17 protein-coding genes and 2 pseudogenes are annotated in these 24166 nt (G+C 51.5%); 4 read left to right on the top strand and 15 right to left on the bottom strand.

Translation table 11 applies throughout. The annotated features are described in order from the left end of the window. The first annotated feature begins 18 nt into the window (after positions 1-18). Positions 19-1509 (top strand): tyrosine-type recombinase/integrase, encoded by a 1491-nt coding sequence (locus BBI10_RS04220; protein ID WP_065987069.1) that lies wholly within the window; start codon positions 19-21, stop codon positions 1507-1509. Between the two features lie 831 nt (positions 1510-2340). On the opposite strand, the gene BBI10_RS04215 is transcribed toward BBI10_RS04220, so the two are convergent. From BBI10_RS04215 to BBI10_RS04195, 5 genes are all read right to left on the bottom strand, one after another. After that, positions 2341-4344, bottom strand: coding sequence for a DUF3732 domain-containing protein (locus tag BBI10_RS04215; RefSeq protein ID WP_065987060.1), 2004 nt, complete (start codon positions 4342-4344; stop codon positions 2341-2343). Then, positions 4341-4802 (bottom strand): three component ABC system middle component, encoded by a 462-nt coding sequence (locus tag BBI10_RS04210; protein WP_065987058.1) that lies wholly within the window; start codon positions 4800-4802, stop codon positions 4341-4343. The genes BBI10_RS04215 and BBI10_RS04210 overlap by 4 nt, the downstream gene beginning before the upstream one ends. Further along, a complete protein-coding gene (locus BBI10_RS04205) occupies positions 4802-6022 on the bottom strand; it encodes a hypothetical protein (protein WP_065987057.1) in 1221 nt (406 codons plus the stop codon). Before BBI10_RS04205 ends, BBI10_RS04210 begins: the two co-directional genes overlap by 1 nt. Positions 6023-7082: 1060 nt before the next feature. Then, entirely contained in the window at positions 7083-7919 is an 837-nt protein-coding gene (locus BBI10_RS04200; RefSeq protein WP_065987056.1) for a hypothetical protein, read from the bottom strand. A 1-nt stretch (position 7920) separates the two neighbouring features. Continuing rightward, entirely contained in the window at positions 7921-8343 is a 423-nt protein-coding gene (locus tag BBI10_RS04195; RefSeq protein WP_065987053.1) for a hypothetical protein, read from the bottom strand. A 603-nt stretch (positions 8344-8946) separates the two neighbouring features. On the opposite strand from BBI10_RS04195, the gene BBI10_RS04190 reads away from it, so the two are divergent. Next, entirely contained in the window at positions 8947-11244 is a 2298-nt protein-coding gene (locus BBI10_RS04190) for an AAA family ATPase (protein ID WP_065987048.1), read from the top strand. Beyond that, positions 11241-13112 carry a UvrD-helicase domain-containing protein gene (locus tag BBI10_RS04185; RefSeq protein ID WP_065987047.1) on the top strand — a complete coding sequence of 624 codons (1872 nt, stop codon included), beginning with the start codon at positions 11241-11243 and terminating at the stop codon, positions 13110-13112. Before BBI10_RS04190 ends, BBI10_RS04185 begins: the two co-directional genes overlap by 4 nt. 389 nt (positions 13113-13501) lie before the next feature. Here the strand turns inward: BBI10_RS04185 and BBI10_RS27085 are convergent, their stop codons facing one another. Then, positions 13502-14374, bottom strand: a complete 873-nt coding sequence (locus BBI10_RS27085) for a hypothetical protein (RefSeq protein WP_141695113.1) — start codon at positions 14372-14374, stop codon at positions 13502-13504. Positions 14375-15314: 940 nt separating this feature from the next. Between BBI10_RS27085 and BBI10_RS04175 the strand changes: the two genes are divergently transcribed. Next, on the top strand, positions 15315-16028 hold the full coding sequence (locus BBI10_RS04175) for a hypothetical protein (RefSeq protein ID WP_141695112.1): 714 nt from the start codon (positions 15315-15317) through the stop codon (positions 16026-16028). A gap of 171 nt (positions 16029-16199) precedes the next feature. Here the strand turns inward: BBI10_RS04175 and BBI10_RS04170 are convergent, their stop codons facing one another. The 9 genes and pseudogenes from BBI10_RS04170 to BBI10_RS27080 form a co-directional block, all read right to left on the bottom strand. Further along, positions 16200-16508, bottom strand: a complete 309-nt coding sequence (locus BBI10_RS04170) for a hypothetical protein (protein WP_065987040.1) — start codon at positions 16506-16508, stop codon at positions 16200-16202. A 176-nt stretch (positions 16509-16684) separates the two neighbouring features. Further along, a complete protein-coding gene (locus tag BBI10_RS28515; RefSeq protein ID WP_065987039.1) occupies positions 16685-16918 on the bottom strand; it encodes a DUF2934 domain-containing protein in 234 nt (77 codons plus the stop codon). 579 nt (positions 16919-17497) lie between these two features. After that, positions 17498-18077 (bottom strand): annotated as a pseudogene (gene tnpC, locus BBI10_RS04160) (IS66 family transposase); the annotation flags it as partial. A 95-nt stretch (positions 18078-18172) separates the two neighbouring features. Continuing rightward, positions 18173-18325 carry a hypothetical protein gene (locus BBI10_RS27900; RefSeq protein ID WP_244160308.1) on the bottom strand — a complete coding sequence of 51 codons (153 nt, stop codon included), beginning with the start codon at positions 18323-18325 and terminating at the stop codon, positions 18173-18175. Between the two features lie 281 nt (positions 18326-18606). Beyond that, positions 18607-18993: pseudogene (locus BBI10_RS27895) on the bottom strand (hypothetical protein). Beyond that, positions 18974-19924 carry a class I SAM-dependent methyltransferase gene (locus BBI10_RS04155; RefSeq protein ID WP_065987038.1) on the bottom strand — a complete coding sequence of 317 codons (951 nt, stop codon included), beginning with the start codon at positions 19922-19924 and terminating at the stop codon, positions 18974-18976. The pseudogene BBI10_RS27895 and the gene BBI10_RS04155 overlap by 20 nt, the downstream one beginning before the upstream one ends. A gap of 163 nt (positions 19925-20087) precedes the next feature. Beyond that, positions 20088-21647 carry an asparagine synthase (glutamine-hydrolyzing) gene (asnB, locus tag BBI10_RS04150; protein ID WP_065987036.1) on the bottom strand — a complete coding sequence of 520 codons (1560 nt, stop codon included), beginning with the start codon at positions 21645-21647 and terminating at the stop codon, positions 20088-20090. A gap of 11 nt (positions 21648-21658) precedes the next feature. Beyond that, on the bottom strand, positions 21659-22933 hold the full coding sequence (locus tag BBI10_RS04145) for an ATP-grasp domain-containing protein (RefSeq protein ID WP_065987035.1): 1275 nt from the start codon (positions 22931-22933) through the stop codon (positions 21659-21661). Then, positions 22930-23859: an EamA family transporter gene (locus BBI10_RS27080; protein ID WP_141695111.1), complete on the bottom strand. Its 930-nt coding sequence runs from the start codon at positions 23857-23859 to the stop codon at positions 22930-22932. Before BBI10_RS27080 ends, BBI10_RS04145 begins: the two co-directional genes overlap by 4 nt. Between the last annotated feature and the right edge of the window lie 307 nt (positions 23860-24166).

Below are 24166 nucleotides of genomic sequence, written 5' to 3'. Positions count from 1 at the left end.
GTCATAAGGAGACCATATATGACGACCAATTTCATTCAGGCCACCCTTCTTGGTGACCGACAGCTTTTCACTCCCCTGCCCAACTTTATCGCGCCTAACCACTACGCATTAGGAAAGCTTGTAACCAGGGTTGCTAGCAACATCCCTTATATATTTTGGCCTAACGGCGAGCCCTGCCAAGTCGCGAATCTGTATATGCTTTCTTTATTAAATAAAAGAGGTAGGAGAGGACGACAAGGACTGGCCCTTAAAGGCAAGAAAGGAGGTACTTTTGGGAATTATGCATCCAAGATCAGTCAGTTGCTACGGTATTGCTGCCGTAAAAACGTGGAATTAATGGAGGTCTCAGATGGCTTCTTTTGTGAGTTTATGCAGTCTTTACGAGAGGAAAAGAAAAACCTTAACCCCCTGCTGGACAAAAAGACTGCTCTTTCCGTAGACGAAGTGGGCCGGGTCTGCCTAGAATTTTTGAGGTATGCTGGGGTGTTTTATGGTAATGAGATGTTCGTTGCATTGGAAGGAAATATCAGGATCGAATACCGTGAAGTACGCATTAAATCTAAATCTGGCCGACTCATTGTCAAGACCTACCTATATCACCACTCGTTTTCCTCTGGCAGCAGTGTCAAACGTCGCGATCCGATCCCTTCCGCTCATATCTCTAGCCTACGTCAAGCAGTTGATGAGCTTGAGAGTTCAAGGTTCGTGAACAGGCGGCGCAGTATCATGTTGTCCTTGCTAGAATCCATTGGCTGTCGTCGAGGCGAGCTCGCCGATGTCCTAGTTGACGATATTTTTGCCGCTGCTGAGCAGAAAGAGCCGATGTTGACCCTTACAAACCTCAAACAGGGAGACGGCAGTCAGCGCTCAGTCCCTATATCGAAGATGCTACTTCAGGAGGTAAAAACGTACATTCGATATTTTCGCCGTCCGATTATCGACAATAAGATTGGATTAAAAAACGATCATGGGTATCTATTAATCTCTGAAACGACTGGAAGGCGCCTGGATGACAATACGATAACCAGCGAAATTTCGACACTTCGAAAACAAGCGAAGATTCCGGAAAAAGCATGCCCTCATATGTTTCGGCACGCATATATCACACGCCTGTTTATTACAATGATCCAACGCCACAGGTTTGAAAACGAGGATAAGTTTCGTTTTGCGTTGCTGACATGGGATAAATTTGCGGCGGACATCATGCAGTGGACTGGCCACACGGACGTCATGTCATTATTTCGGTACATTCATATCGCATTTGCTGAGATTTCGGGATACGCGAGTATCGTCTCGAGCGTTCACCTCGTCGAAGTCATACATGCCTACGATTCTCAGCTGGATAATCTCATCACCAGGATGCTCGAAGGCCCTGCTGTTGAACTATTCAAGGATGAGCTTGAAAAGCTTCGCATGCTTCGCAACGAGGATATATCCATAGCTTACCGACGCGCCGGCGTGCCAGAGCATGCGGCCGATGCGGATGGTAGCGTCAGCAGTCCAGACTAGAGCGCCAACATCTCTCAACCCCGAGGCGCACGTGCGCGCCGCGGCCGACAGCGCAGCCTTTTTTAGGCCACCTGTTTGCCTGCACCAGCTGTGGAACGTTCATTCAATCTCGGCATAATTCCTAGAGACCAAGGAACAGAGGTACAGAGGTACAGATACCTTTATATACCTCTCCTCAGGGGCAACACATTGCGACAAGTTGGGACACCCAGCGCTCCTCGCATGCGGCCCATTTGCCATCGAGCCTCCGTTCCATGCTACCCAAAAAAAGGTCGCTCAGTGGGTATGGTCGACTACGAACAGCCTGCGCTCCTGAGCTTCAAGTTCACCAGCGCTTACCCAAGCCCACGATCCTGGTCGGTCATCGTGCTGGAGCACGCCAAGGCTGGACAAGGTCAGATGTCGCTCCACGCGGACTAGTTCGTAAGGCAGCAGGCCATCGGCCGCTGAAGTCATATTAGCCTCTGCACGACAACTTCAGCAGCAGATACAAACCAAGTGAAAGGACTATCCGATACCACACCTGTTGCTTTGAGCACGTATCCGATGACGGCAAAGTCGTAGTGCTTCCACGCTCCAAGTCCAACATCCCAACATCCCAACGCCCAACGCCCAACACACAACGCCCAATGCCAATGTCCAAAGTCCAAGTCCCAAGCCCCGTGAGCGCCGATGGCGCCCACTCAAAGCTGATCGAGTTGCCCGCTATCCGCTTTCCTGCAAAGACGTTTGTTTTGCCCCCGCTCGACGGTAGATCACGAAGTCTCAAAGCGACGTTCCGAGACAGTGAGTGAGGCTCGCCATGGGTACAATCACCGGGGGTTACCCGAATTACTCCGCGATCAGCCCGTGCGTTCTCCACCGCCTACGAACGAAGGTCTCGAACACATAGTTGCCCTTCAAAGGCAAATTATCGGCGTGATCGCATACGATGATCTGCGGAATCACCCCTGTTTCCTTAAAAGTGACATCACAGAACTTTGCGAGGTTACTAAACATTCTCGAAACAGCGCTCACGTCCTCGTCGACTGTTTTGGTGGTCTTCCTATCCCCACGCAGCTCGTCAGCGACGAACGCGTTAGCATCGTCGGTGGATGGAAAATACACCTGCGTAGGTTGATCGAGAAACAGGATCGGTGGCACCTTGCATTTTGGGTGTGCAGCAAACTGGTAATGTAAGGCCATAAAAAGGGTCAGATGCGAGTACAGCCAATTGGCGCCACTTCCCATCGACCGTAAATAAACTTTTTTCACGCGCCCACCTTCGATCGGCCTTTCATGCCAAAGGTCGAAGGTTTCCACGTCAAATTTCAATGAACCAGATTTATACGAGTCTTCGAAATCGAAGTCTTTCCCCAAGTACTTCATCGTTCTGTTGATGTCGTTCTGCAGCGCCCAAAGCTTCGATTCAACGTCATACTGGGCCATCTGCTCGTCAAATCGTTCAACTTCTTTCTGCCAAAACTCGACCATTCCTCGGGCTTCGGAAGGAGGATTAGCGATACACCGCTCTATTGCCAGCTCAAGCTTGAGCTTTGCTTTCTGCGCTGCAGCATCGACAGACTTTGATCTCAATAGTCGATCCGCTTCATCGTCTAGAGGCTTCAGTGCGATCTCAATCGCCGCTAGCTCCTTCCGGTGCCCTTTGAGTTCACTGTCAATCTTGCGCCGTTCTTCACCAAAGCCTTCCCGGGCGTAGCTTGAAACTTTGAGCTCCCCGTTCAACCAGTGGATCGCTGCCGACAACTTGTTGGCCTCGTCCTCAGCAACATCAGACTGGGAAGCGCACACGGGGCACGCCGCATGCTCCAGATTTGTCGCTGAAGGAATGGGCAATGCGGTCAGGGATTCAGCGAAACCAGATGCTTGTTCGGTAGAAACCTTTAGCAGGTAACGGGTGTTGAGCGCCTTCTGAATGATGGACATCAGCTCAGCTTTCTGGGCACGCAGGTGAGTCCGTCTGTCATCAAATGCATTTGAAAGCCCATCGACTCTCACAGATATGCCGGTGAGGTGTTCAAGGGCTGATTTAGGCTTCGTCCAGATCTGCCCAGGCTTGAGCTCGGTCAGTGGCTGGCCCGCCAGAGCTTCGTACTCTTTAAGCAAGAGCGCAAACTCGGCCAGGTACCCTTCCTTGATCTTATCTTGCTTGGGTATCTGCGCCTCCGCCCGTTTGAGTTCATACAGCGCCTCGGTGCGCAGCTTCGCAAGGTCGAAGTAATCCTCCCCAACGATATCCATGAAGATCTTAAACTGATCAATCGCCTGATCGCGTTTGCGCTTCTCCTCGAACCGGTAGAAGACCGCGTGCCGGTTAGCGACCAAATTCTGATGCTGCAACATGAATGATGCGAAGCTGCGTACTGAAGGCGTTGCACTCCACTTGCCAGTCATTTCCTTGTGAAGAGGATCAGTGTCGATGTTTTGCAACGTCACACCGAAATAGCGTCCAAGGCTCTTGAGAAAGGCATCCTTGTGCTGGAAGAAATTCTGAGCGAAGAAGGTATCCACGTCCTCGATCAGCTCTAGCATATCGTCCACCGCGGGCCCGGAAACCTCACGCAGGAAGCAGGTATTGCCTGCTGCCATCCGTCCAGTCACGACAGAGACCGTTGGAAAACGCAGCACTGTAAAGAAATACTTTGCACGATCCGTGATGATGCCTTCGGGGATCGTGTCCTCGGAGCTGCCCAGGCAGTAATCAAAGATGTCGAGGATCGCGCTCTTACCCTTGGACGATCTGCCCGTGACAATGTTAAGACCAGGCTTGAAAGGGACGTGATGGACGTCGTGCTTTTTATCTACAACGCCGATGTACTCTACATAACACTTCATAGCGATTTGAGTCCCAACATCCTGTAAATGGAAACAACATTTTCACCGGACAGCACCATGGCCAGCTTTTGGCTGTACTTCACCAGCGACTTGTCTGCATTGATTGAGCGAGGTTTCGCAAGTGAGTGAATTGACAGCTCGCTTGTAATCTCCAAGCTTTTCTCGGCAGCCAGGATAAGCAATGCGGCATTGGTGATTGGCTTAAATTCTTCTACACGCATGGCGAGGCCCACTAGCCTCGCAGGATCTGAGGCCATGGTTCGGACACTGCTGTCTCGCTTAGCCCACTTGAGAAACCCATGCATGGGCTTGTAGGTGACCAAGGGAAGAATTAGATAACTGAGCAGAATATCCTTCTCGATCGGCTCCCAATGCTCGTAAAAGCTCTGGATCACGGGCGACAGCGCAAAGGGAGTGCGGTGCAAGGTGTACAGGTGATCGGAGACCTGAGAGCCCATTACCAAAGCCTCCAGTGAAACTCTTCATCCTTGTCTTCCGGCTGTTCTCCTGCAAGCATGTGGTAAACGCCATTGCGAAATTCGGGCATTGTGTTTTCTAAGCCACAAAACGGCTCAACTGGCAGGCTGTTTCGCTCCAGAAAGAACTTCATGGAGTGGGTACTGAGGGCGGTTGCGCAAGTCACCCCCTTACAACTGAGCATTGCCAGTTCACGGCCATATTGGTGCTGTGTCAGGTGGTTGCCCAAGTAAAGATCCACCATCGACTTGAACAGCACGCCATCTGCGTAGAGATCCGAGATCGTGGTGTGGGCAACCACCCGATGCAGCGCGGCTCTTCTCAGGGTGCTTTCCCCGCCTATCTCCACGATCTTTTGAGCAAATGGCATGGGGCGAATTTCCTCGATATCGATGCTATTTTTCAGCACATTTATATCGACTGCCGGGAAGGTTTTAGGGTGCCTCATGTATCGATGAGTAAGCTCCGACAGTTTGTCAGTAAATGCTTGGTGCGTGATCCTCCACCCACCGATCAAAAGGTCAGGGCTGCCCATGAACCCTAACAGTTCGTAGATGAACTGCTGACACTTGGAAGGGCGGATAGGCTTGAGATGCCGAGTCTCGTATGCCTGAAGACGTTTCTCGAATGAGTCGGCCCCTGTCGTAATGTGCATCCGCTCCAGCACCTCCATCAATGCGGGACGCCGCTCTGAAGCCATTACATACTGTTGGAGAGATTTTGATTTCGAGACCCCGTCAGCGCTTGATTCGGCGACGGATTCGTTTTCTGCCTTCGTATCCGTACCCTGCTGGGACGGCGCCACGATACTTTCCATGATAACTAACCGCGCTGCTGCATTAGCCGTGTTCCAGTCCTTGAGCAGCGTGAGAGCTCCGAATTCCTGAGTCGTCAGCAATATCAGGCTTTTGAAAGAGGTTCGGTCAAAGTTTTCATGGAGCCAATTTTTGACGGTGTTCCAGAAGTTGACATGGCCGTCAGTAAGTTTCTGGGTGTGCAGCTTCACCTCTGTCTGGACTCGGCCAGGAACTGTGACGTCTCCCATCATCTCAAGCCACAGAGATTCTTCAGGCGCCAAGTCGTAACAGTATTCAACCGCTACAAGCAGTTGGTACTGAAGCGCTTTGAACAGGAGCGTTGCATCGAACGGCAGGGGCGCGTCGCCGGTAAGCGGCCGACTCTCAGGCTTCATCGTGTCCATACACATTCCAATGTTGAGTTTGCATCCCTGATCGGCGGCTCCTCTAGCACGACGAGCTCTTGCTTAACCGAAAACCCCGACGCATAGCACTAGATGGCTGAGCTAGAAGGTCTAAACCATTATTGCGACACTGTATATACAGACAGCTCCTGTCCGATCAGGAAGGGTATGCTAACACCAACTTGATTAATGGTCGCAAAAAGCCATCGCTATAATCTAGTCGATGCGAGTTTATAAGATGGCGCTGAATCGTCCGGGGTATAGTCCTTAGCCGATGAACAAGACAGCGAGAACATGGCAGTCAAGGCAGCCGGAAGATTGTCTTGAGTATTGCCTTAGACGGTGCAACGGGCCGATCCGAGTCGCCAGCCGCCAGCCGCCACCGACACCGCACTAGCACCGTGGAGCCATGCCCTCCCCTCATAGCACCTCACCGTCAACAATCTGCATGGTTCAGACGCTTGCCGGCAGGAGCTGACAGATCATCAATGACCGGCGGATCTGGGTATGAAATGGTTTGATCTACAGATTAGGCCACGCTTTGAGGGGTTGCGCGATTGCCAGATTGGGACAATTGGAGCTCCGCGGGGCGGGGCTTGCTAAGACAGGCTAGTGGAAACCTAGGCGACGATGAGGTCTGCGCCGACCACTGCCTTTTGCCCGCCGTTTCGTCTGCTGGAGCTGCGCGTGCTAAGTCGGCACGCGCTGGCACACTGGTCATCCACAGCGCCTCCCCTCCTGATTCCGGGCCCGCAGGCGCTTGCTGGCATGCAGATCGCTGACCGGCGATTGATCAGACGTACACACTTTTAAGTCGAGATCACGTATACTGTGCCCAGGTTATCTACCAACCTCTTCGCCCCGACTGGGGACTCCATGAAAAACTGGACTCTGGTTAGGCATTGTGATCGTCCGTAGCTGGGAACGTCGCCAGAACCTTTAGGTATCAGAGCGGCTATCACTTTCTACTGCGTTCAGCGATGGGTAAGCATGGTGAGATAACGCGAGAAAAGCGGGTCTCGGTCAGTGTGCCGAGCCCGCTTTTTCGTATCAGGCGACCTCATCCATAGTAGTCGTTAGGAAACATGTTTAGGTGTGATCGCTCCTTCACCTCAGCAAGGACGTCATGACAGTCCAAAAACATCCCCGATATTTTGGTAAACACCCCCGCCTCTTTCGTGACGTTGTAATGCTGGTCGGTAGGGATTCTCCATCCAAACCTAAAGTGCCCGTTCAGGACACATAGAGAGTTGTGTGGCTCGCCAGTCGCCACTTTGGAGTGCCGCTCCATTCCGTAATCGAAAAGCCTTTCCTGGTCGTCGATGAAGTAGGTTTTTTCATCGTTGATGCGCCGGCGCGGTCGTTTGCGGGCATTGATTCTGGCGATTAACAGCTCCAGGTCTATCAGAAAATCAGAATCTAGCGCGCGCGCCCGGAAAATCTCCTGGAGCTCGTCAATTTCATCCGCAATAAAATTGCGAAGCGGCAGCAGAAGTGCGTTGCGACTACCTGCTTTTGACATGAGGGTCGCCAGCAGGGCCAAGTGCCTGACGAGCTTGGTGAGCTTCGCCTGTATCAGGTTTTTGTAATTGGTCGCGTGTGGATTGAAATCTACATGACCCACAAAGCAGGATATCGTCGCGTGGGATATCTTGGCCTGCCACGCCGTATCGACGAGCAGCGCAACGATGTCAGATTTTTTTGAGACGCGCAGTACGTGATCTTGAATTTGAACGGTCGCCCGCGTCGGATTAAAGACGCTCATGACGAATTCAAATCCCCAGTCCCTGACACGCTCATGCTTGCGCAAGCTCTGCGGTATCAGTGCCTCTTGATGCTTGTTGAAGAGGTCACAGGCGTTTTGGTCGTCACTAACCAAGACAACGGTCACCCGCATGTTATTTCAGCAGCTTAACGAGGACAGCAACCGGAATATTTACCTTCTCTAGCTCTTCGGGCGACAACCGCGCAAGCGCGCGTAACAACAACAGCACCGGTTCATCTTCCCGAGGTTTGGAGGTGTCAGAGTCTTTCGCGGGCGCCGGTCGCGCCTCCTCTTCAAACTCGTATACGGCTGAAGTAGGCACAACGCCGACCTTGGCTTTGTGGGTTGGATGCATCACAAGCCTTACCTGGCCTTCAGCTGCGACCTCCTTGATCACGCTTTTGAGGGTGCGCTTTTCCAGCATATTCTTGTAGTTCGTTACTTGGGCTTCAACCAACGGGGGCAGATTGCTGAGCAAAAGCGGTCGGCTGTGAGCAGCCCAGTACTCCAAGGTGATGCTATGGATCGCGTCTTTGATTTCCTGTGAAATCGCCATTTGTATTTTCCTTCAAAATGCCTGTGAACCGAGACCACATGGAATGGACGGCACCACACCGAGTCCAGCCGAAAATTATGGCACAGTACCGTCGCAAAAACAGGCTGTCGGCAGGCACAAACTAGGCGACTGCGGATCGCGCATCGCGCATCGCGCATGCGAGCAAGAGGCGCAGTCAACAATCAACCTGCGGTACCCGCTTTACGTTGAAGTCGTCACGCAAATAGATAGCGAGCCGATATTGTTCTTTAACAGAAGCCCCGATCCGAAACGACCGGGACGGCCGTATGCCCACAGATGCTGGGTTACCAGGAATGAATGGCGTCAGACCGCCGACTCTCCGACAATTGACGCAACTTTTCCATGTTCTGACCGGGCATGCAGAACGCCATTAGACGTGTTGGCTAAACACTGCGGTGTCTCTCCCCTACCCCAGCTATGCGATCGTAATTCAGGTTTTCATCAGCCATGCGCCTGGCGGAGCCGCGGTGATAGGAACGATCGCCGACCTCACTTGAGCAGTTGGTGTCTTTCGCACACTGGGCTAGAGTCCCCTAACCCGAGCTGGCGCCCTGCCAGCGGATGCCCATCAAGGACGAAACTATGCGTATCCAGCACTTGGAACTTGCGAACTTCCGCAAGCTGATGTCCGTTCGAATTGACCTTGCCGCCGAAACGACTTTGTTAGTTGGGGCAAACAACAGCGGCAAATCCTCCGCGATGCTGGCCTTGCGTAAATTCCTTGTGAAGCCTTCCACATTCCGGCTCCAAGATTTGACTCTGTGCCACATCGCCACTTTGGACGCGATCGGGCGCGGTTGGGAGGATGCCGATGAAAGCTTCGCGATCCCTGAAGGCAACGAATGGGCGAGCTGGCTTCCGACACTCGACGTCTGGATACAAGCATCACCTGGCGAACTTCACCATATCCGCGACCTCATCCCCAATTTTTCCTGGTCTGGGGGCATGGTGGGGATGAGGTTTCGGTTGGAACCCGATGACCTCCCCACGCTCTATTCCGACTACAGGAAAGAACGCGCCCGTGTCGCAACGCTGCTTCAGGAAATACACATCCAATCTGCAGATGGGCAAATACGACCGACACTGCAGCTTTGGCCGCAAAATCTTCATGATTATCTCAACAGGCGCCTGGTTAAGGCTTTCAAGGTGCGCTGGTACAGGCTTGACCCAAGTAGGCTTTCGCCGCCGAATGCCCAGACCAAAACAGCCAGCCTCCAGCCGTTGACGGACACTGCAGTCCCGCTTGAACGAAACCCGCTTCTAAACCTCATCCGCGTGCACGAAATCAACGCGCAGCGAGGATTCGGAGACAGCGCAGATGAAGGTCAGGACGAAAGCAAGCCTGGCGGCGGCAGAAAGCTTTCTGAGCAGCTACGTACTTACTACCGTCGCCACCTCGACCCGGGTGATAGCCCGGATGTCTCGGATCTAGAAGCGTTAAGGGCAATTGAAGCCGCTCAGAGTGCTTTTGACATGAGGCTTACTACGAGCTTTGCCCCAGCGCTGAGGGAGGTTGCGGGCCTTGGATATCCAAACAACAGTGACCCAAGTATCAAAGTTGCCACACGCCTCGCGCCAACCGACGGCCTGGATCACGAGGCGGCCGTACTCTTTGAGCTGGATTCGGTAGCCGGCGCGCCAAATGAGCCGCGCCTCAGCCTTCCCGAAACCTCGAATGGGCTTGGTTACCAAAACCTCATCTCCATGATCTTTAGGCTAATGGCGTTCCGTGACGACTGGTTGAAAAAATACCGCACTCCTGATGAGCGAAGTAGCGTCGGAGTCGAGCCCATTCATCTGGTGCTGGTTGAGGAGCCGGAGGCGCACCTTCACGTGCAGGTGCAGCAGGCTTTCATAAAACATGCGTACCACGTGCTGTGCAACGATCCCCTGCTTGAAGAATTCCCCAATCTTAGAACTCAGCTCGTCGTTAGCTCGCACTCAAGCCACGTCGCGCACGAGATAGAGTACGAGCATCTGCGGTACTTCCGGCGCCTGCCCTCAGGTATGGCGGACATTCCAATCCCCGTGTCGACGGTCTCCAACCTAAGCACCGTGTTCGGCCAAGCGGGGAAAACAAAGGAATTCGTCACACGGTACTTGCGGGCACACCATGCAGATCTTTTTTTTGCTGATGCCGTAATTCTGGTGGAAGGGGCTGCGGAACGGATGATCCTGCCTCACTTTCTGCGCAAACATTTCAAGTTTTTAGACCAGTGCTACATCACCATTCTCGACATAGGAGGTAGCCACGCCCATCGCCTGAGACCTTTGATCGACGCTTTGGGTATTGCAACGCTGGTAATCACTGATCTGGACGCCGGCAAAGCAAGAGCGGCCCTTCCAGTGGCAAGGGGTAATGAACAGATCACTAATAATCCCACCATACGCCACTGGATGAGGGTTGCGGGTCTTGGGCACGACGTGGACACGTTGCTCGACTTGGACATCGAGCAAAAGGTGCAAGAGATTGATGTTCTGTACTCGATCAGAATTGCCTACCAAACCCCTGTGATGATCCGCCTCCCCAGAACAGCGGAAGAATCCGAAGCGTTGCCCAATACCTTTGAGGACAGCCTGGTGCTCAGCAACATTGAGCATTTCGCTGGGAAGCCAGGACGGGGGCTGCTGCGGGCGTTCAGAGAAGCCATACAAAATGCCGACTCGTCCGAAGCCCTGGGGGCAGTGCTTTTCGAAAAGCTTCGAACTGGCGATAAGGCTGAGTTCGCCCTAGAAGTGCTGGGTGACCCGCAATTTTCTCAGCTAGTGGTGCCTGCTTACATTCACGAAGGTCTGACATGGTTGCAATCCAAGCTAGAGCTAAAACGCAGGGATCTTCTGGTCGTTCCGGCTGCGATCGTTGAGGTCACGCTAACATGAGTCCGACGACGCAGGGCCCCATTGAACATGCCCGCGACGCGGATGAGGTGATCCGCGATTGCCTGAATCTGGATAGCCCAAGAAGCTTTTTTCTTTACGCGGGTGCAGGGTCAGGAAAAACGCATTCGTTAGTTACAGCTGTTAGCGAACTTAAAACGCGTGAGCAAAAGCGGCTGACTTTCGAAGGGCGGCAAATTGCGATCATTACTTACACCAATGCGGCGTGTGAGGAGATAGCTCGCCGACTCGAACATGACCCGTTGGTGGTAGTGTCAACCATTCATGCGTTTTCGTGGCGGATGATTCAAGGTTTCAATGACGATATTCGCGAATGGCTTCGGGTTAAGCTCGCTCAAGACATGGACGAGCTGCGAGACAAGCTTGGTAGAGCTAGAGGCGTCAACAAGACCTCTCGTGCGAACCAAGCTTCTCTAGAAAGCAAAATGCGCCGGCTGTCAGCATTGGACGATGTCACCAGCTTCACCTACAGCCCCACCGGAGAAAACAGAGGACGCCAAGCGCTTAACCATAGCGAGGTCGTTCAGATGGCAGCGGCATTTATCCAGCGCCCTCCCTTACTCGATGTGATGGCTGATCAATACCCGGTGCTTCTAATCGACGAAAGCCAGGATACCTACGGCCCTCTCATGGACGCATTCCTTCTCGCCCAATCCTTGATCCCCACCCGGTTTTGCCTAGGATTGCTAGGCGACACCATGCAGCGAATTTACAACGACGGGAAAGAACATCTGGAGCGTGCAATCCCTCGGGACTGGGCGACCCCCGAAAAACCAGTAAACCGGCGCTGCCCGACGCGGATCGTTGAGTTGATTAACAGGATCCGGCTAGGAGCGGATGCTCACCAACAAACGCCAAAGCCAGGGGCGACTAGGGGCGCTATCCGAATGGTCTGTACTCGACAGGGCGCAGCTAATGGCTTTGAGATTGAAGCCCAGGTAGCTAACCAAATGGCGGAAATCAGCGGCGATGAGCAGTGGTCTGCAGGGCCCTCAGCTCGTAAAACTCTGATTCTGGAACATAAGATGGCCGGCCGACGCCTAGGCTTTGAGCGTATTTTCACCCCGCTTTACGCAGTGGAGCACCTACGAACAAGCCTGTTGGACGGAACGCTGCCAGTACTCAGGCTTTTCTTCGAAAGCATCATGCCGATCCTGGAGGCAGCCAAGACCACTGACTTCAACTTGATGGAAGCCGTTCGATCTAGGTCACCCCTCCTTGATCCGCAGTACATGAAAGAGGCTTCCAATCAGCTGTCGTTGCTTGAACATGTGGGCGCAGCTTGCGAAAGGTTATGCCAGCAGTTCAGCGATCACGATCCATCTTTGGAAAATGTTCTACGCGTGTTTCTGGAGACCGGGCTTCTAGAAGTGCCCGATCGTCTCAGAGCGGCCTTGGAATTAGGTGTGACCAACGAAGATGCGCCAGATACCGTAGACCGTGAAGCCTTGGAGATACATGCCTACCAAGTATTGCTCGAACGACCCTATTCTGAGATGGCCGCATTCGCAGGTTATGCCCAAGGGCTCTCCCCCTTTGATACCCATCAAGGGGTGAAGGGCCTGGAATTTCCGAGGGTCATGGTGATTCTCAACGATGAAGAGGCTGGGGGCTTTCTGTTCAGCTATGAGAAGCTTCTGGGCGTAAAGCCAGCCTCAGACAGCGACATCAAAAACCAACGCGCCGGTAAGGATGACGCGCTGTCCCGTACTCGACGCTTGCTGTACGTCACATGTAGCAGAGCGGAGCAAAGTCTCGTCATCATTGTTTATACCGCCCAACCAGAGGTCGCAAAGCGACAGGTCATTGAGGCGGGCTGGTTTACTGTCGATGAAGTCGATGTGATCTAAGACTAGGCGGTTAACCCCGAGTACTGGCGTCCAGTGCTTCGGCGACAGGGTGAACCTTGGTGAGCCCTGCCGGCGAAGCAACCTCTCGGAAAGCTGAAGCCTGGGATGGTTATACACCGGCACCACACCTTTCAGTATTTGCACCTGCTTCATGTCGCTGATGTACTGCTAAAAATTATGTCCCGATCCATCTTTGCTCGACATGCGGATGCGTACGAGCAGTAGATGAATCCCTCAATGGTAATGCTCAGGCAGCTCAGTACGCTTTCAACGGGCCAGCAATAGCCCCCCAAACAACCGAAGATTAAAGCAGGCCAGCGGCGACAAGCGTCCAACGCGTGTCCTTAACGCCATGCGGGGGGCCGTCACCGCTATTTAGGGGGGTTCCATCATTGAGGCAAAGTAAGTACCTCATTTGACGGGGTAGTACGCTTCGGTTGAGGAGCGCAAGACACCTGCGGAAACTCCTCTGGAATAGCCACAGGCTGTAGCCATGTAGCTTTAGCAGTGGAATAGAGTGACACGTTGGCGATCTTCGGAGCAGTGATGACCTGGCTACGGTCTGGGTTGACAAACAACACCCTCACTTTTGCTTCATCCAAACCAGCACATCTGAATGACGAGTTGAAGTCCGCAAAGTGGGCAATGCGATAGATGGTTGCGGTTTTTTGATTACTGGATTCTACCCAGCCCCAGACGAGCCCAGCGAAAAACAACTGCGCCACAACACTCATGATCAGAGTGAGGAGGATAACTATGCCATCATTTGACCCCGCGAAATCCTGGCGCCACCAGTAAGCGATCCCAACTAATAGGACAGAGATTATCACGACCGGCCAGAAAAGCATGCTCATCACCTGCAGGACAGTTACAGCTATAACCGTCATGGGCAGCAATGATGGATCGACATGAAATATTTCGTTAATTTCACCTATCGCGCGGGATTTTGCTACCCATGCAAAATAAGCAATAATAGTCACCCATCCTACCAGTGAAGCCCGCAAACCGACCAAGTTGCGCAGTAAGGTGGTTTCCAGTGTTCCTACGAAAACATATAGCCCCAAAAAAACGAAACCTACAACTAAGAAAAGCGCAGTATCCGGGTGACTCTCTGCAGCAAAAAAACCTGCTCCTAACAACAACAGGGATACCCAAGCTGTATTTAGCAGCGCAGACCTCGTCTCACTTAATTTAGTTTGCAGCGGTGTTCGACCATGAGATGGGGTGATCGAAGTGGTACCAGGTGTATTTGAGTTAGACATTAGTGACCTTCATTCCTTTGTTAGCGTTGGAGATGCTGTAGCTTGACTATAGCTGTAGCTTGAAAGCTATCAGCCCAGATGTCGACACTACGTCGGCCGACATAGGTTAAACTTGAGCAGCTTTTCTAAATCTCTCTCCAAAACCTCGAGCCCGCATAGCTTTAGTAAGCGCGCCGATCAATAAGAGCTCGAGATTAATATGCTAGACTTATCAACGCTTCCAATAGACGAGCACGACTACGACCTAGCAACCAACATGCCTCATCAGCTAGCGGGCCCACGCAATTCGGGAGGACACCGACGACTAGCACATGGGTGGTAATCTCTCAAACTTAGCAACCGCATCTTCAATCAAAGATCCGGCCTTTACTGGGCTATCCTCTCTAGCTCGCTATGGCGAAATTGATAAAATCTGTCGCTTACTTTGGCAGCGTCCAACTGGCGAGAGATCGCCCTTTGGCAGGTGGTTGTAGTAGCTGCTACGTGAGGAGCCTGGACTGGTTATCATCCAACCAATGCATTTCATGACTGAAGCGTTTATGGCCATCTCCAACGGCTCATCCATGTGCCCAAACACTCAGTGCTATTACAACGTTCGGTCTGGGGCCGGAAACAAGGGCGGCTGGATGCCCAAGCATGGTTCCCTGGAGAACCTGAGAGCCATGAAATCAAAGAACACGCATTGTGGTTGAAGGGATGCGAGAATAAAACGACGATAAACTTCGCCTCGAGCACCCACGCCCCTGCGCTGACCACATCCTGAGGGCAACCCAATGATTCCCCATTGCTTGTTATTCTGCCGATGAGCCTCTACCGCCGGGAACAACCATCCACCGTCACGATTACCCCAGCGCGACTTATACTCTTGGGCGAAGAGCTATGGCGGAAGACGGCAGGGCTCCAGGGTCGGCTTGCTCCTGAGACCACTTCGAGCCTCAGCATGGCGCTCATACAATTAGAACAATATTGCCCAAAACCCGCGGCACGCCTGCCGCAAATCAAATTCAGCCCCAGCGTCATCAGCACAGAACCTGACTATCGACATCGAACCGTCGAAGCCCTGCGCGATTACTGTCGTAGCCTTCTAAATACCGTCGAGGCGAATCCCTCCGCATCAAGCCAAACAGCCACTCGACAAAAACTCGACGAGCTCGGTTTGCGTACAAATCTCTGGTCTCTCGACAGAGCCTTGACCCGTGCCATTGTTGGCTATGAAAAGCTTTCCCGAGCAGATTCCTCCTTGGCACAGCAGCGCTCAGCTGAGCAGGAGCTTGAATTCCTTCAGCTCCTGCTCAGTGCGTGCATCGACGAAGTCAGTCTTACCCTGGATGCGTTCCTCCCAGCGGTTCTACGCACCCGGGTATTCAAGGCATTTGAAAGCAACGGGCGATTTCTAGAGGCGGAAGTCCACAGAGCTGTTGGGCCGGCGCTGCTCTGCTTGATCGTGCAGGGCTCTATGCCTCAAAACGAGTTCGAGATGTTCGTTGGGCTTAATTCGGAATCGTCGAAAATCGAGGTGGTTAAGCTGAAGGCGCTTGGGATTTTAGCGGTGTCGAATGCTAAGCGCGGCTGGGTCGAACCAGCTCTACCGGGCTGGCTCGCGGTTTGCCTAATTCCCCATCTCCAGACGCCATCTGGCAGCTTGAGGCAGTGAATCGCGCTTAGTGCCGCTTGCCCGGCCTCTAGCTTAATTAACCAATGTGTCGGGGCAAGGCAGTGCTATTCACGACGACGGGCGCATGGGTTAGGCATCGTTTACTCTGCATCTCTGACAGACACCGTAACGACGTGTTAGAGGCAGAGCGGCACAGAAGGACGGTTCCAACTAGATCACATCAATCTTGGAAACCCTGATCACCATTTCTTCTTGTGCAAAGCACCTTTCTAGATCGGCTATATAACTTTCCCACCATGGTCGATCCAACTGCTGCACCATTACTTCGTAGATCACAAGGGCGTCGTGACTCCTGCCCGCCTGAGGCGTATTCCAGAGCTCCTCGACTGGCACCCGCGTGAATGCCGTCATTCCGCCAAAGCGTTCCAATAACTCTTCGCGAACGTAGGAAAATAGGTCAGGGCAAAGCTCCTGACCTTCGTTGTCGCGCTGAGGAAGAAAAATTTCCACTAAATACATTTTGCGCTCGTTGAATGAGTGATGAGGTGTCAGGGGTGGCCAACCGTTGATAACTGGAGAGCCCTGCGTCGTCATCACTCTGGGAGGCGATTGAGGAGTCGGCTCAAACGCCCGTGTCGGTAACTCCGATACCTACCCACCGAAGGAGACAGTTGGTGTTCCAATTTTAGATCGTCTTAATCGTCTGGCCTGTCGACGCTGGCGCTTGGCTGAGGGTCGGCCTCGCCTTCGACATTTTTAGAAGCTGCGTCAGGAAACCTTTCCTCGACATGGGCGGGTGCGGAGCTATTTTCGGTTTCGGCCAGCTTGCGCCCCATCTCCCAGTGCCGCGCGTCTTCTCCCTCAGGTTCGCCTTCGGACTGCCAGATGTAGTACGCGAAGTCACTGATGCGCTTTTCGTCTAAGTTCATGTTCAGTTCCTTTGTAGTGGAATCAGCCAAGGTGCTGGTGCTGCTAAGTGTTCATCTGGACGCTCTCATGCTTCGAGGGTAGTCCGCGTGCCGCATAATCCGAGGGTGTCAACGTAGGGACAAGAGGCCACGCGGTCGAGTTCGATAGATAGGCGCAATGCTTTCTGTGATGGTTCCTGCGACTGGGCATGCTTCCGGCATGACATCGCGAGAACCCATGCACCTTGGCAAACCTTCAGACAGGTCGTGCTCTCACGCGGCGTCTTTAAAACGCCAGATCTTCATGGCGGATCACTTTCGCGCCACTGGTTACATGATGTTGAGTGAGCCAAAAGGCTTTCAAACCACTGCAATGTAGAGCTACACGAGTGGTTTCCAGATGCTGAGGACATGACCCGAGCGGCCGACGTTCTTAAAACCGCTTTCGCTAAGCTGGACGAGAGCGCGCGTGCTCGGCTGGACAAATGGCTTGGGTCGCAGCTTCGTAAGCGCTCCATAAACCCATCTAGCCAAAGATGGGTGGCGCGCTTACGAATGCAATTGAGGGGTGCAGTTCAACGGCAGCAAGGCTTCGTAATCTTAAACCGACGTCGCCAGTGGCAGTCGTTCTTATGCGTGGCGCAGCCACGCATAGGGCTCTTGGCCGTTGGCTTTAGCCGTCTCGACCAAACTGTACAGTTGAGCGCTGGCCGTTGCGCCTTTGGGCGTGTCGCTAAACAGCCAGTTCTTGCGCCCTGTTAAGAACGGTCTGATCGAACGCTCAGCCGCATTGTTGTCGATGCGCGAAAATCCGCCTTCGGTATAGCGCACCAGCTTGTGCCAGTTGCTCGGCAGCCTTACCCAGCGCGTTTTGCGCGGTCACTTGAGGCTGTGTTTTCTGCATCCATGCGTGCAACTGAGTCAGCACCGGCAAGCTGTTTTGCTGGCGAGCCTCGTAACGTTGTTCATCGCTACCTTCTTTCACATCCCGCTCGAAGCCGTAGAGCTTGTTGATCAAATTCAAGGAGGTATCAGCCCGTCCGCTCTTGCCCTTGGGTTGCACATTCTGCGCCTCAACAAACATGCGACGTGCATGCGCCCAGCAGCCTAAACGCTCGACACCCGGCTGAGCGCCCAATGCGTTGTAACCGGCATAATCATCAGTCCTCAAGTAGCCGCGCTAAGCTGGTGTTCCATGACAAGAATTGACACTTACCGTTTTCTTCTCGCAAGCCCTTGCATGAGCCCACCAGAGCTGGATCGTTTACAGGCTGGTTAGCCGCGCAGCCGCCGAGCACTGCTGCGACGGCGCCGATGCCGAATGAGATACTTCGTTTCACCTTCATCTTCCTCGGAAGCGCAACGCTTGGCATCAAACCAGATAACGTAAACGTCTGTGGAGAGTGGAGACGATTCTCGCCCGTGCAAATAGTCCCAAACCGCGTGTCGATCGAAACCCGCTCCGATTTAGCAATTTGGCAGTTCGAGAGAGCGCACCATTTCAAGTAACCGCGACCGAATGGGGTCATCTGAAATAATCGCTTGGATTGTTGAAACATTGTCCATCAAAGCCCACTTATCCAAGCTAGTCAGGCATCCACAGATGCGGCAGCAACTAATCGATTTCACACGCCGCCGATCTAGCAGGCCAGTGAGATGTCCAAGTCACTACCGGACAGACGGACGCGCGTAATCAAAACAGCCTGACGCTACGCGGCAAGCTGACCGTAGCTAGACTCCCCACCTCGAGTCGTGCCCGAGAACCAACCCCATGCGAATATCAGAGTGGTACGTCCTGCGTCATAACGCCTACCGTGCCACTAGACCAGCCAGCTAGAATTTCACCATCCGTAGTTAGGCAATGATGAAGAAGCTCCATGGTATCGGGGGCTAGTTACCTGTTCTACTTGATGCCCCGTGCGGATCCGGCCTCCTTGGTAAGTACCCCAAATGAAAACTTGTTCGACATGGTAGCGAAATACCGCGCCGGCACCGGGCAGCCTGTGGGTAGAGCGGCGAACATGGCGGTGCGTGCCACCAGGTGGCGATTCCCGATCATGCCCACCTGCAGACAAATCATCTATGTTGGCGTGCATCTATTACGGCCAAAATATGATTAGCAAAGTCGAGAAGCGTGGGGTTAGCACTAACCTCCGCCTCCAATGCCAGAAGACTATCCATTGGGACGCACATTTCGTTTGTATCACTCCCAATCCATTGAGGGTCTGGCATAAATCGAGAAAGCATCATATCCAGCGCGATTAAGTCATAACTAATAGGATGCGGACGGAAAAGTTCACGAAGTTGCTCGGCGGAAATAAGATTCGACGGAATGATGTGAAATTTACCCTTCAAGTCAAGCGCATACAAATGGTCATCTCGTCGTTCGTAGCGTATAACTTCGGACATTGATGCTGCGTAAAACGTTGGGCGACTAAATGGCGGCTTTACGGATATGTAGAGAAATCCGGAAGTGTGCTCCACAAGTTCTCGTATGCAAATTTTTAGCGATTCCCGTGGCACATGGTTTAGCACAGTATGAAGACATAGTGTCAGGTCGTATCTCCTGCTCCGATGGCTGTCCCCTAATCCGTCAATGATATTGCACTTTGTGTATGTGACACGTAAGTCTGGCGAAGCTTTTAGAGAGTCGCAATATGCTAAAAATAACATTTCGGCACGTTGCAGCATGTTATCAGACAGGTCGACGCAATCCACGTCAACGGCAATATTATTACTCAAGCAATAGTTGGCGATGCGGATGGCCCATACGCCGTCGCCACAACCTACATCAAGTAAAGTAAGTGGGGCAGTATCTTTCCGACGTTTCTTCTCGCTTATCAATGCGTCAATGGAGTTTTGAATCGCCTGCCACGTCTTCAAGTCACTCCTGGAGAACGGATGTGAATCGATATTGGAACCCAGGTCGATGATTTCTCCAAGCGCTGCCGATCCATTGGCATAGGATGTGTAGTTTTCTGAAAAAAAATTATAGAAGCTAGCAACGTCGTTACTGATGGAACTCATAAGTGCTACCTGCTGAAATTAACGTAGATGCTAATGAACGATAAATTGGGTTGCGATCGTTATTCGGATAAAAATAAACGTAACGAATTCCAGACGCAACAAGGTGCGCTCCAAACTAATGAAGCGCTTCTCCAAAAGCTTTACAGCTCAACAGAGAGGACTGCTATCTCCAGATTGCAATGGGGTCATCCGCTCGCCATGGCAGTGCAGTGACATTGCACTCGACGCTCTGACCTTTGGGATAGCTTTTATAGAATACATCCTTATAATATTCCTCAATTCCCAAGATTCGAGCGTGCGACTCTTGGTTATCTTGCGTGCCAAGACGTCGGCGAATTTCCTTATCAAAGATATTCTCAAAGTTTTCACCAGCGCCATGTGTCATGCCAAGTTTTTTGCGCCAGACAACCGCTGCGGGGAGAAGATTTTCCATGGCTAATCGGAGGATACGTTTCTCGTAACCATAAACCTGCACGAATTTTTGCTCCGGCGGGATTTGGTTTAGGAGAGTGGTCACTCGTGTGTCCAAATACGGATAACGCATCTCAAGTCCGAAGTAAGAGACCACCCGATCTCCGAGCAATTCAGTCCTATGCATTTCAGCGAGCTGTTTAACTGTTTCTGACTCAAAATCATCAATGGTTGGCGCGTCTCGAAAAAACCAATAGCCACCGAGCATTTCGTCGGGGCCAGTGCCATCGAGCAGTACTTTAATGTCAGTATTCTGTCGTACATACCGCGCAACTAGGTAGACTAGTATCAGGTTAGGTAGCATTTCGAAATTAAATGTTTCAGAGATTTCAATTACCTCGTCAATGAGAGAAAAAATCTCATCCAGATCAGTAACGATTTCATAGTGAACGGAGCCAATATGCGACGCGACCTCCTTGGCATAAGTCGCATCTTCGTTGGGCAGCCCTTCAATCCGAAGTGTAAAGGTGGAAATGGGCTTCCCATAATATTTTGCGGCCAATGCCGCTACAGCACTTGAGTCAATTCCGCCGGACAGAAAACACCCGACTGGAACATCAGCATGCAGCCGAGAAATAACTGATTGCTCAACTGTTGCTCTTAGCGCTTCGGCAGAATCCTCAATACTGAGTGCACTTTTAGGCAGCAAGTGGCTAGACATGTTGCTAAACGGACGGGTTTCTACCTGAGTGAGAGACCAAGACGTCACCTGTCCAGGTGGAAAGTGACGGGCGTCCCCATGGGTTATACCCTTGAGTTCAGAAGAGATAGTCAGACCTTGTATAGACTCATGCGTTGACACGTATAACGGACGCACCCCCACACTATCCCTGGCCGCGATGATTTGAGATGTACTCGCATCAAAAATTACCAGTGCAAACTCACCTTCAAGATGATCTACGAACTCAATACCCAGTTTTTTATAAAGTGGTAGAAGTACCTCGCAATCGGAGCCTGACAAAAATGAGGTGCCAGCAAGAAACGTTTCTTTTAGGGCGGCATGATTGTAGATTTCGCCGTTGCAAATTACAAAGGATCCATCATCGAAGTAAAAAGGTTGATCGCCTTTGTGCGTGCGGTCGTTGATCGCAAGGCGATGGAAGCCATAAGCAATTGAAAATTCCCGGGCTAGGGGAAAAGGAATGTTTTTGAAGGTACTCGAGTCAGGCCCTCGGTGCCTCAAATTTTGGAAATTAGCGTAAGCGGTGCCTATATTATTGTGGGGTGTTACTGATAGAAATATACCGCACATTTTTACTCTCCTTAGTCTGATATTATAAAAAATCCATGTCTCTCAAGTGTCCGAAAGGTATCGTAATCGGCACGTATTTGGTCTGAATCATCGTTTGAAAGCATAAGGAGCCCAGGCTGAGATGCAATGTCGCGGGTAATGCTCAGCTTGCTCCCTATAGCGGGTAGTCCAGTAAGCGTTTTGAATGATGCCAACCCTTTTACGGTATCAAGATTTTTATACCCTTTCAGATAACCATCGACGTCACTTACAAGCGCTACGGCGTAGACAGCTTTCGTCGTAGCCTGATGAGTAAGATCTATCCACTCCAAATCACCTACCAGTACGCTAATCGTGGCATCCACATGTGAAAAGCCTTGGGCATCGGTCATAACGTCGTGCTGGATGCCACCGGCGGGACGGGTACCAAGCTCAATTAAGGTAGGTATGCCTTGGTCAACCATTAATTCAATGTGCGCCGGGCCATAAGTGATATCAAGAGCATCTAGCACTTGTTTGCAATAATCGACTACCTCCTGTTCATGACCCAGTCGAGGCTGAAGCTCCTCACGGTCGTAAACATAAGCCGAGCCTTTATCAAATCTGTGATCTTTCCAGATTTCCACTATGTTGTGTTGCCCGGCGGAACTGGCAGTATTCACCACGTATTGGGTACCGCGCAAAAGCTGTTGTACCAATGCGGTGGAATTAAAAATTCCAAGCACATTTCTTTTTCCAAGAATTCGGCTTAATGCCGCTCGTGCTTCGTCGGGCGAATGGCAAATATAAACATCATCAGAGGCAGCGCTCGAAAGCGGCTTGACCACTAAAGGATACCCAAGGGTGTTTTCTATATTTAGCAATTCATCGATAGACGATACTTCGAACGATTGAGCCGCACGGACACCCTTTGCCAATAGGGCCTGAGCCATCAGCAATTTATTGCGCCGCGCGGTACTGAGCTCGCAACCATTCCCAACTAAGCCTAATGCAGAACTCATGATGTCCGCGAGCTCAACCCCGGTTTCACACCCCGCTACGATATAGCGTAGACCTTCGATGCAAGATATTTGGCTGAGTATTTGATCAACATCACCATTATGATAAAAGGTGCGATCATAATCATCAGCTACAAAAGTGCTAGTTAAACGATCAGCGTGTTCGCTTCGTTCCGTGGAGGATAAATGATAAACATTGTAGCCTTTTTTTCTCAAAAGCGGAGCATAGAGCGCCCCACTTGAGTAACCGTCCACCACCAGCCAACTTTCAATCTGGATCGTATCTAAGTCAGAACAACTATTATTCATGTCTTTATCATCATGTTGGAACGCGCTTTATAGAAAGCATTGGTCATGGATATCAACGTAACGGCCGCTGCCGCAAAATAGGTGCTAATTGATAGGCTTGATCCCCCTGAAAGAATAGGATACATGGCCAACGTAATGACAGGCCCTGCGGATATAATCAAGTTAGTAGTCATGGGGTCAGTTTTTTCGATCCCTTTTTGTAAAGCCCACAAACTGACAACTGTTCCTCCCACAGCTACGAACAACACTACCAAAATATTGTCAAAGAGCACGCGTATAATGGATGAAATAGGCGAGGCCAGTGCAAGAGCGACTAGAAGCAATATATAAAATCTATGCGCCATGACTACCGCGGTAGGTACTTGAGCGTCAGACAATTTTTTTGAGAGAACAGTAGTTGAAGCAATTGTACATGCAGACCCTATCAAGAAAGTTAATCCCAGTACAGTATTTTGGTAAGCTGTAACTGACAAGCTTTCCGCAAACCAATAAAATGCAATTAAAAACAGCCCCCCTGCGCAGAGAAGCTCACGTCGGGGTGCGATAGTTTTTCTGATCGCAGCGTTGATGATGAGAGTCGCAACAGGAATGACCCCTGCATAAAGCACTGAAACTGCTGGGGCTGATAGATATTTTAATGAATAATAAAGCCCGAACCAATTTCCCAGCGTCACGATATTGAGCGCTAGCATCGCAGGCAAAACTGCCTGTGTCGAAAAGCGCTTGGGCGGTACGTAAGGTGTAACTTTACCTACCAGCCAGTAAATTACGGTTGCGATGCCAAAAACTATCACCAAATAATCAGCCGGATTGGAAATGCTGAGAATTCTTTCTAGAATTATATCTTTGGTTGACGATAAAATGACGTACGAAAGCACTAATAGCAGTCCCAGTGACTCGCCTTGAAAAATTCTGATGCGTGTCATACATATATGCTCGGCTAAAATAAACGATGCGTCGCGCAGCCAAATGCTTAAAGCTCAGAATGCATTCTTAGAGTAATTCAGCATTCGAGGAATTTGCTATGGAGCCCCGATAAAGTCGGAATCTCTAACCCGATCATTGCTTGTAATGCAATGCAATTAAGGTATCTGAGATGACACTCGATGAGGTGCACGATCCGAGATCATGAGCCAAATTATTAAGATGTGTGATGTGGGAATGGAAGGGTATAGACATTTTCAGCCGTCCTTTTGCTAAAATAAATCGACTGCCACGCTATCAGCACGCGCG

Source organism: Pseudomonas graminis (genome assembly GCF_001705435.1).
GTDB classification, from domain to species: domain Bacteria; phylum Pseudomonadota; class Gammaproteobacteria; order Pseudomonadales; family Pseudomonadaceae; genus Aquipseudomonas; species Aquipseudomonas graminis_B.
Note: the sequence above shows the minus strand (reverse complement) of the source record. Positions and strands in the feature narration are given on the sequence as shown.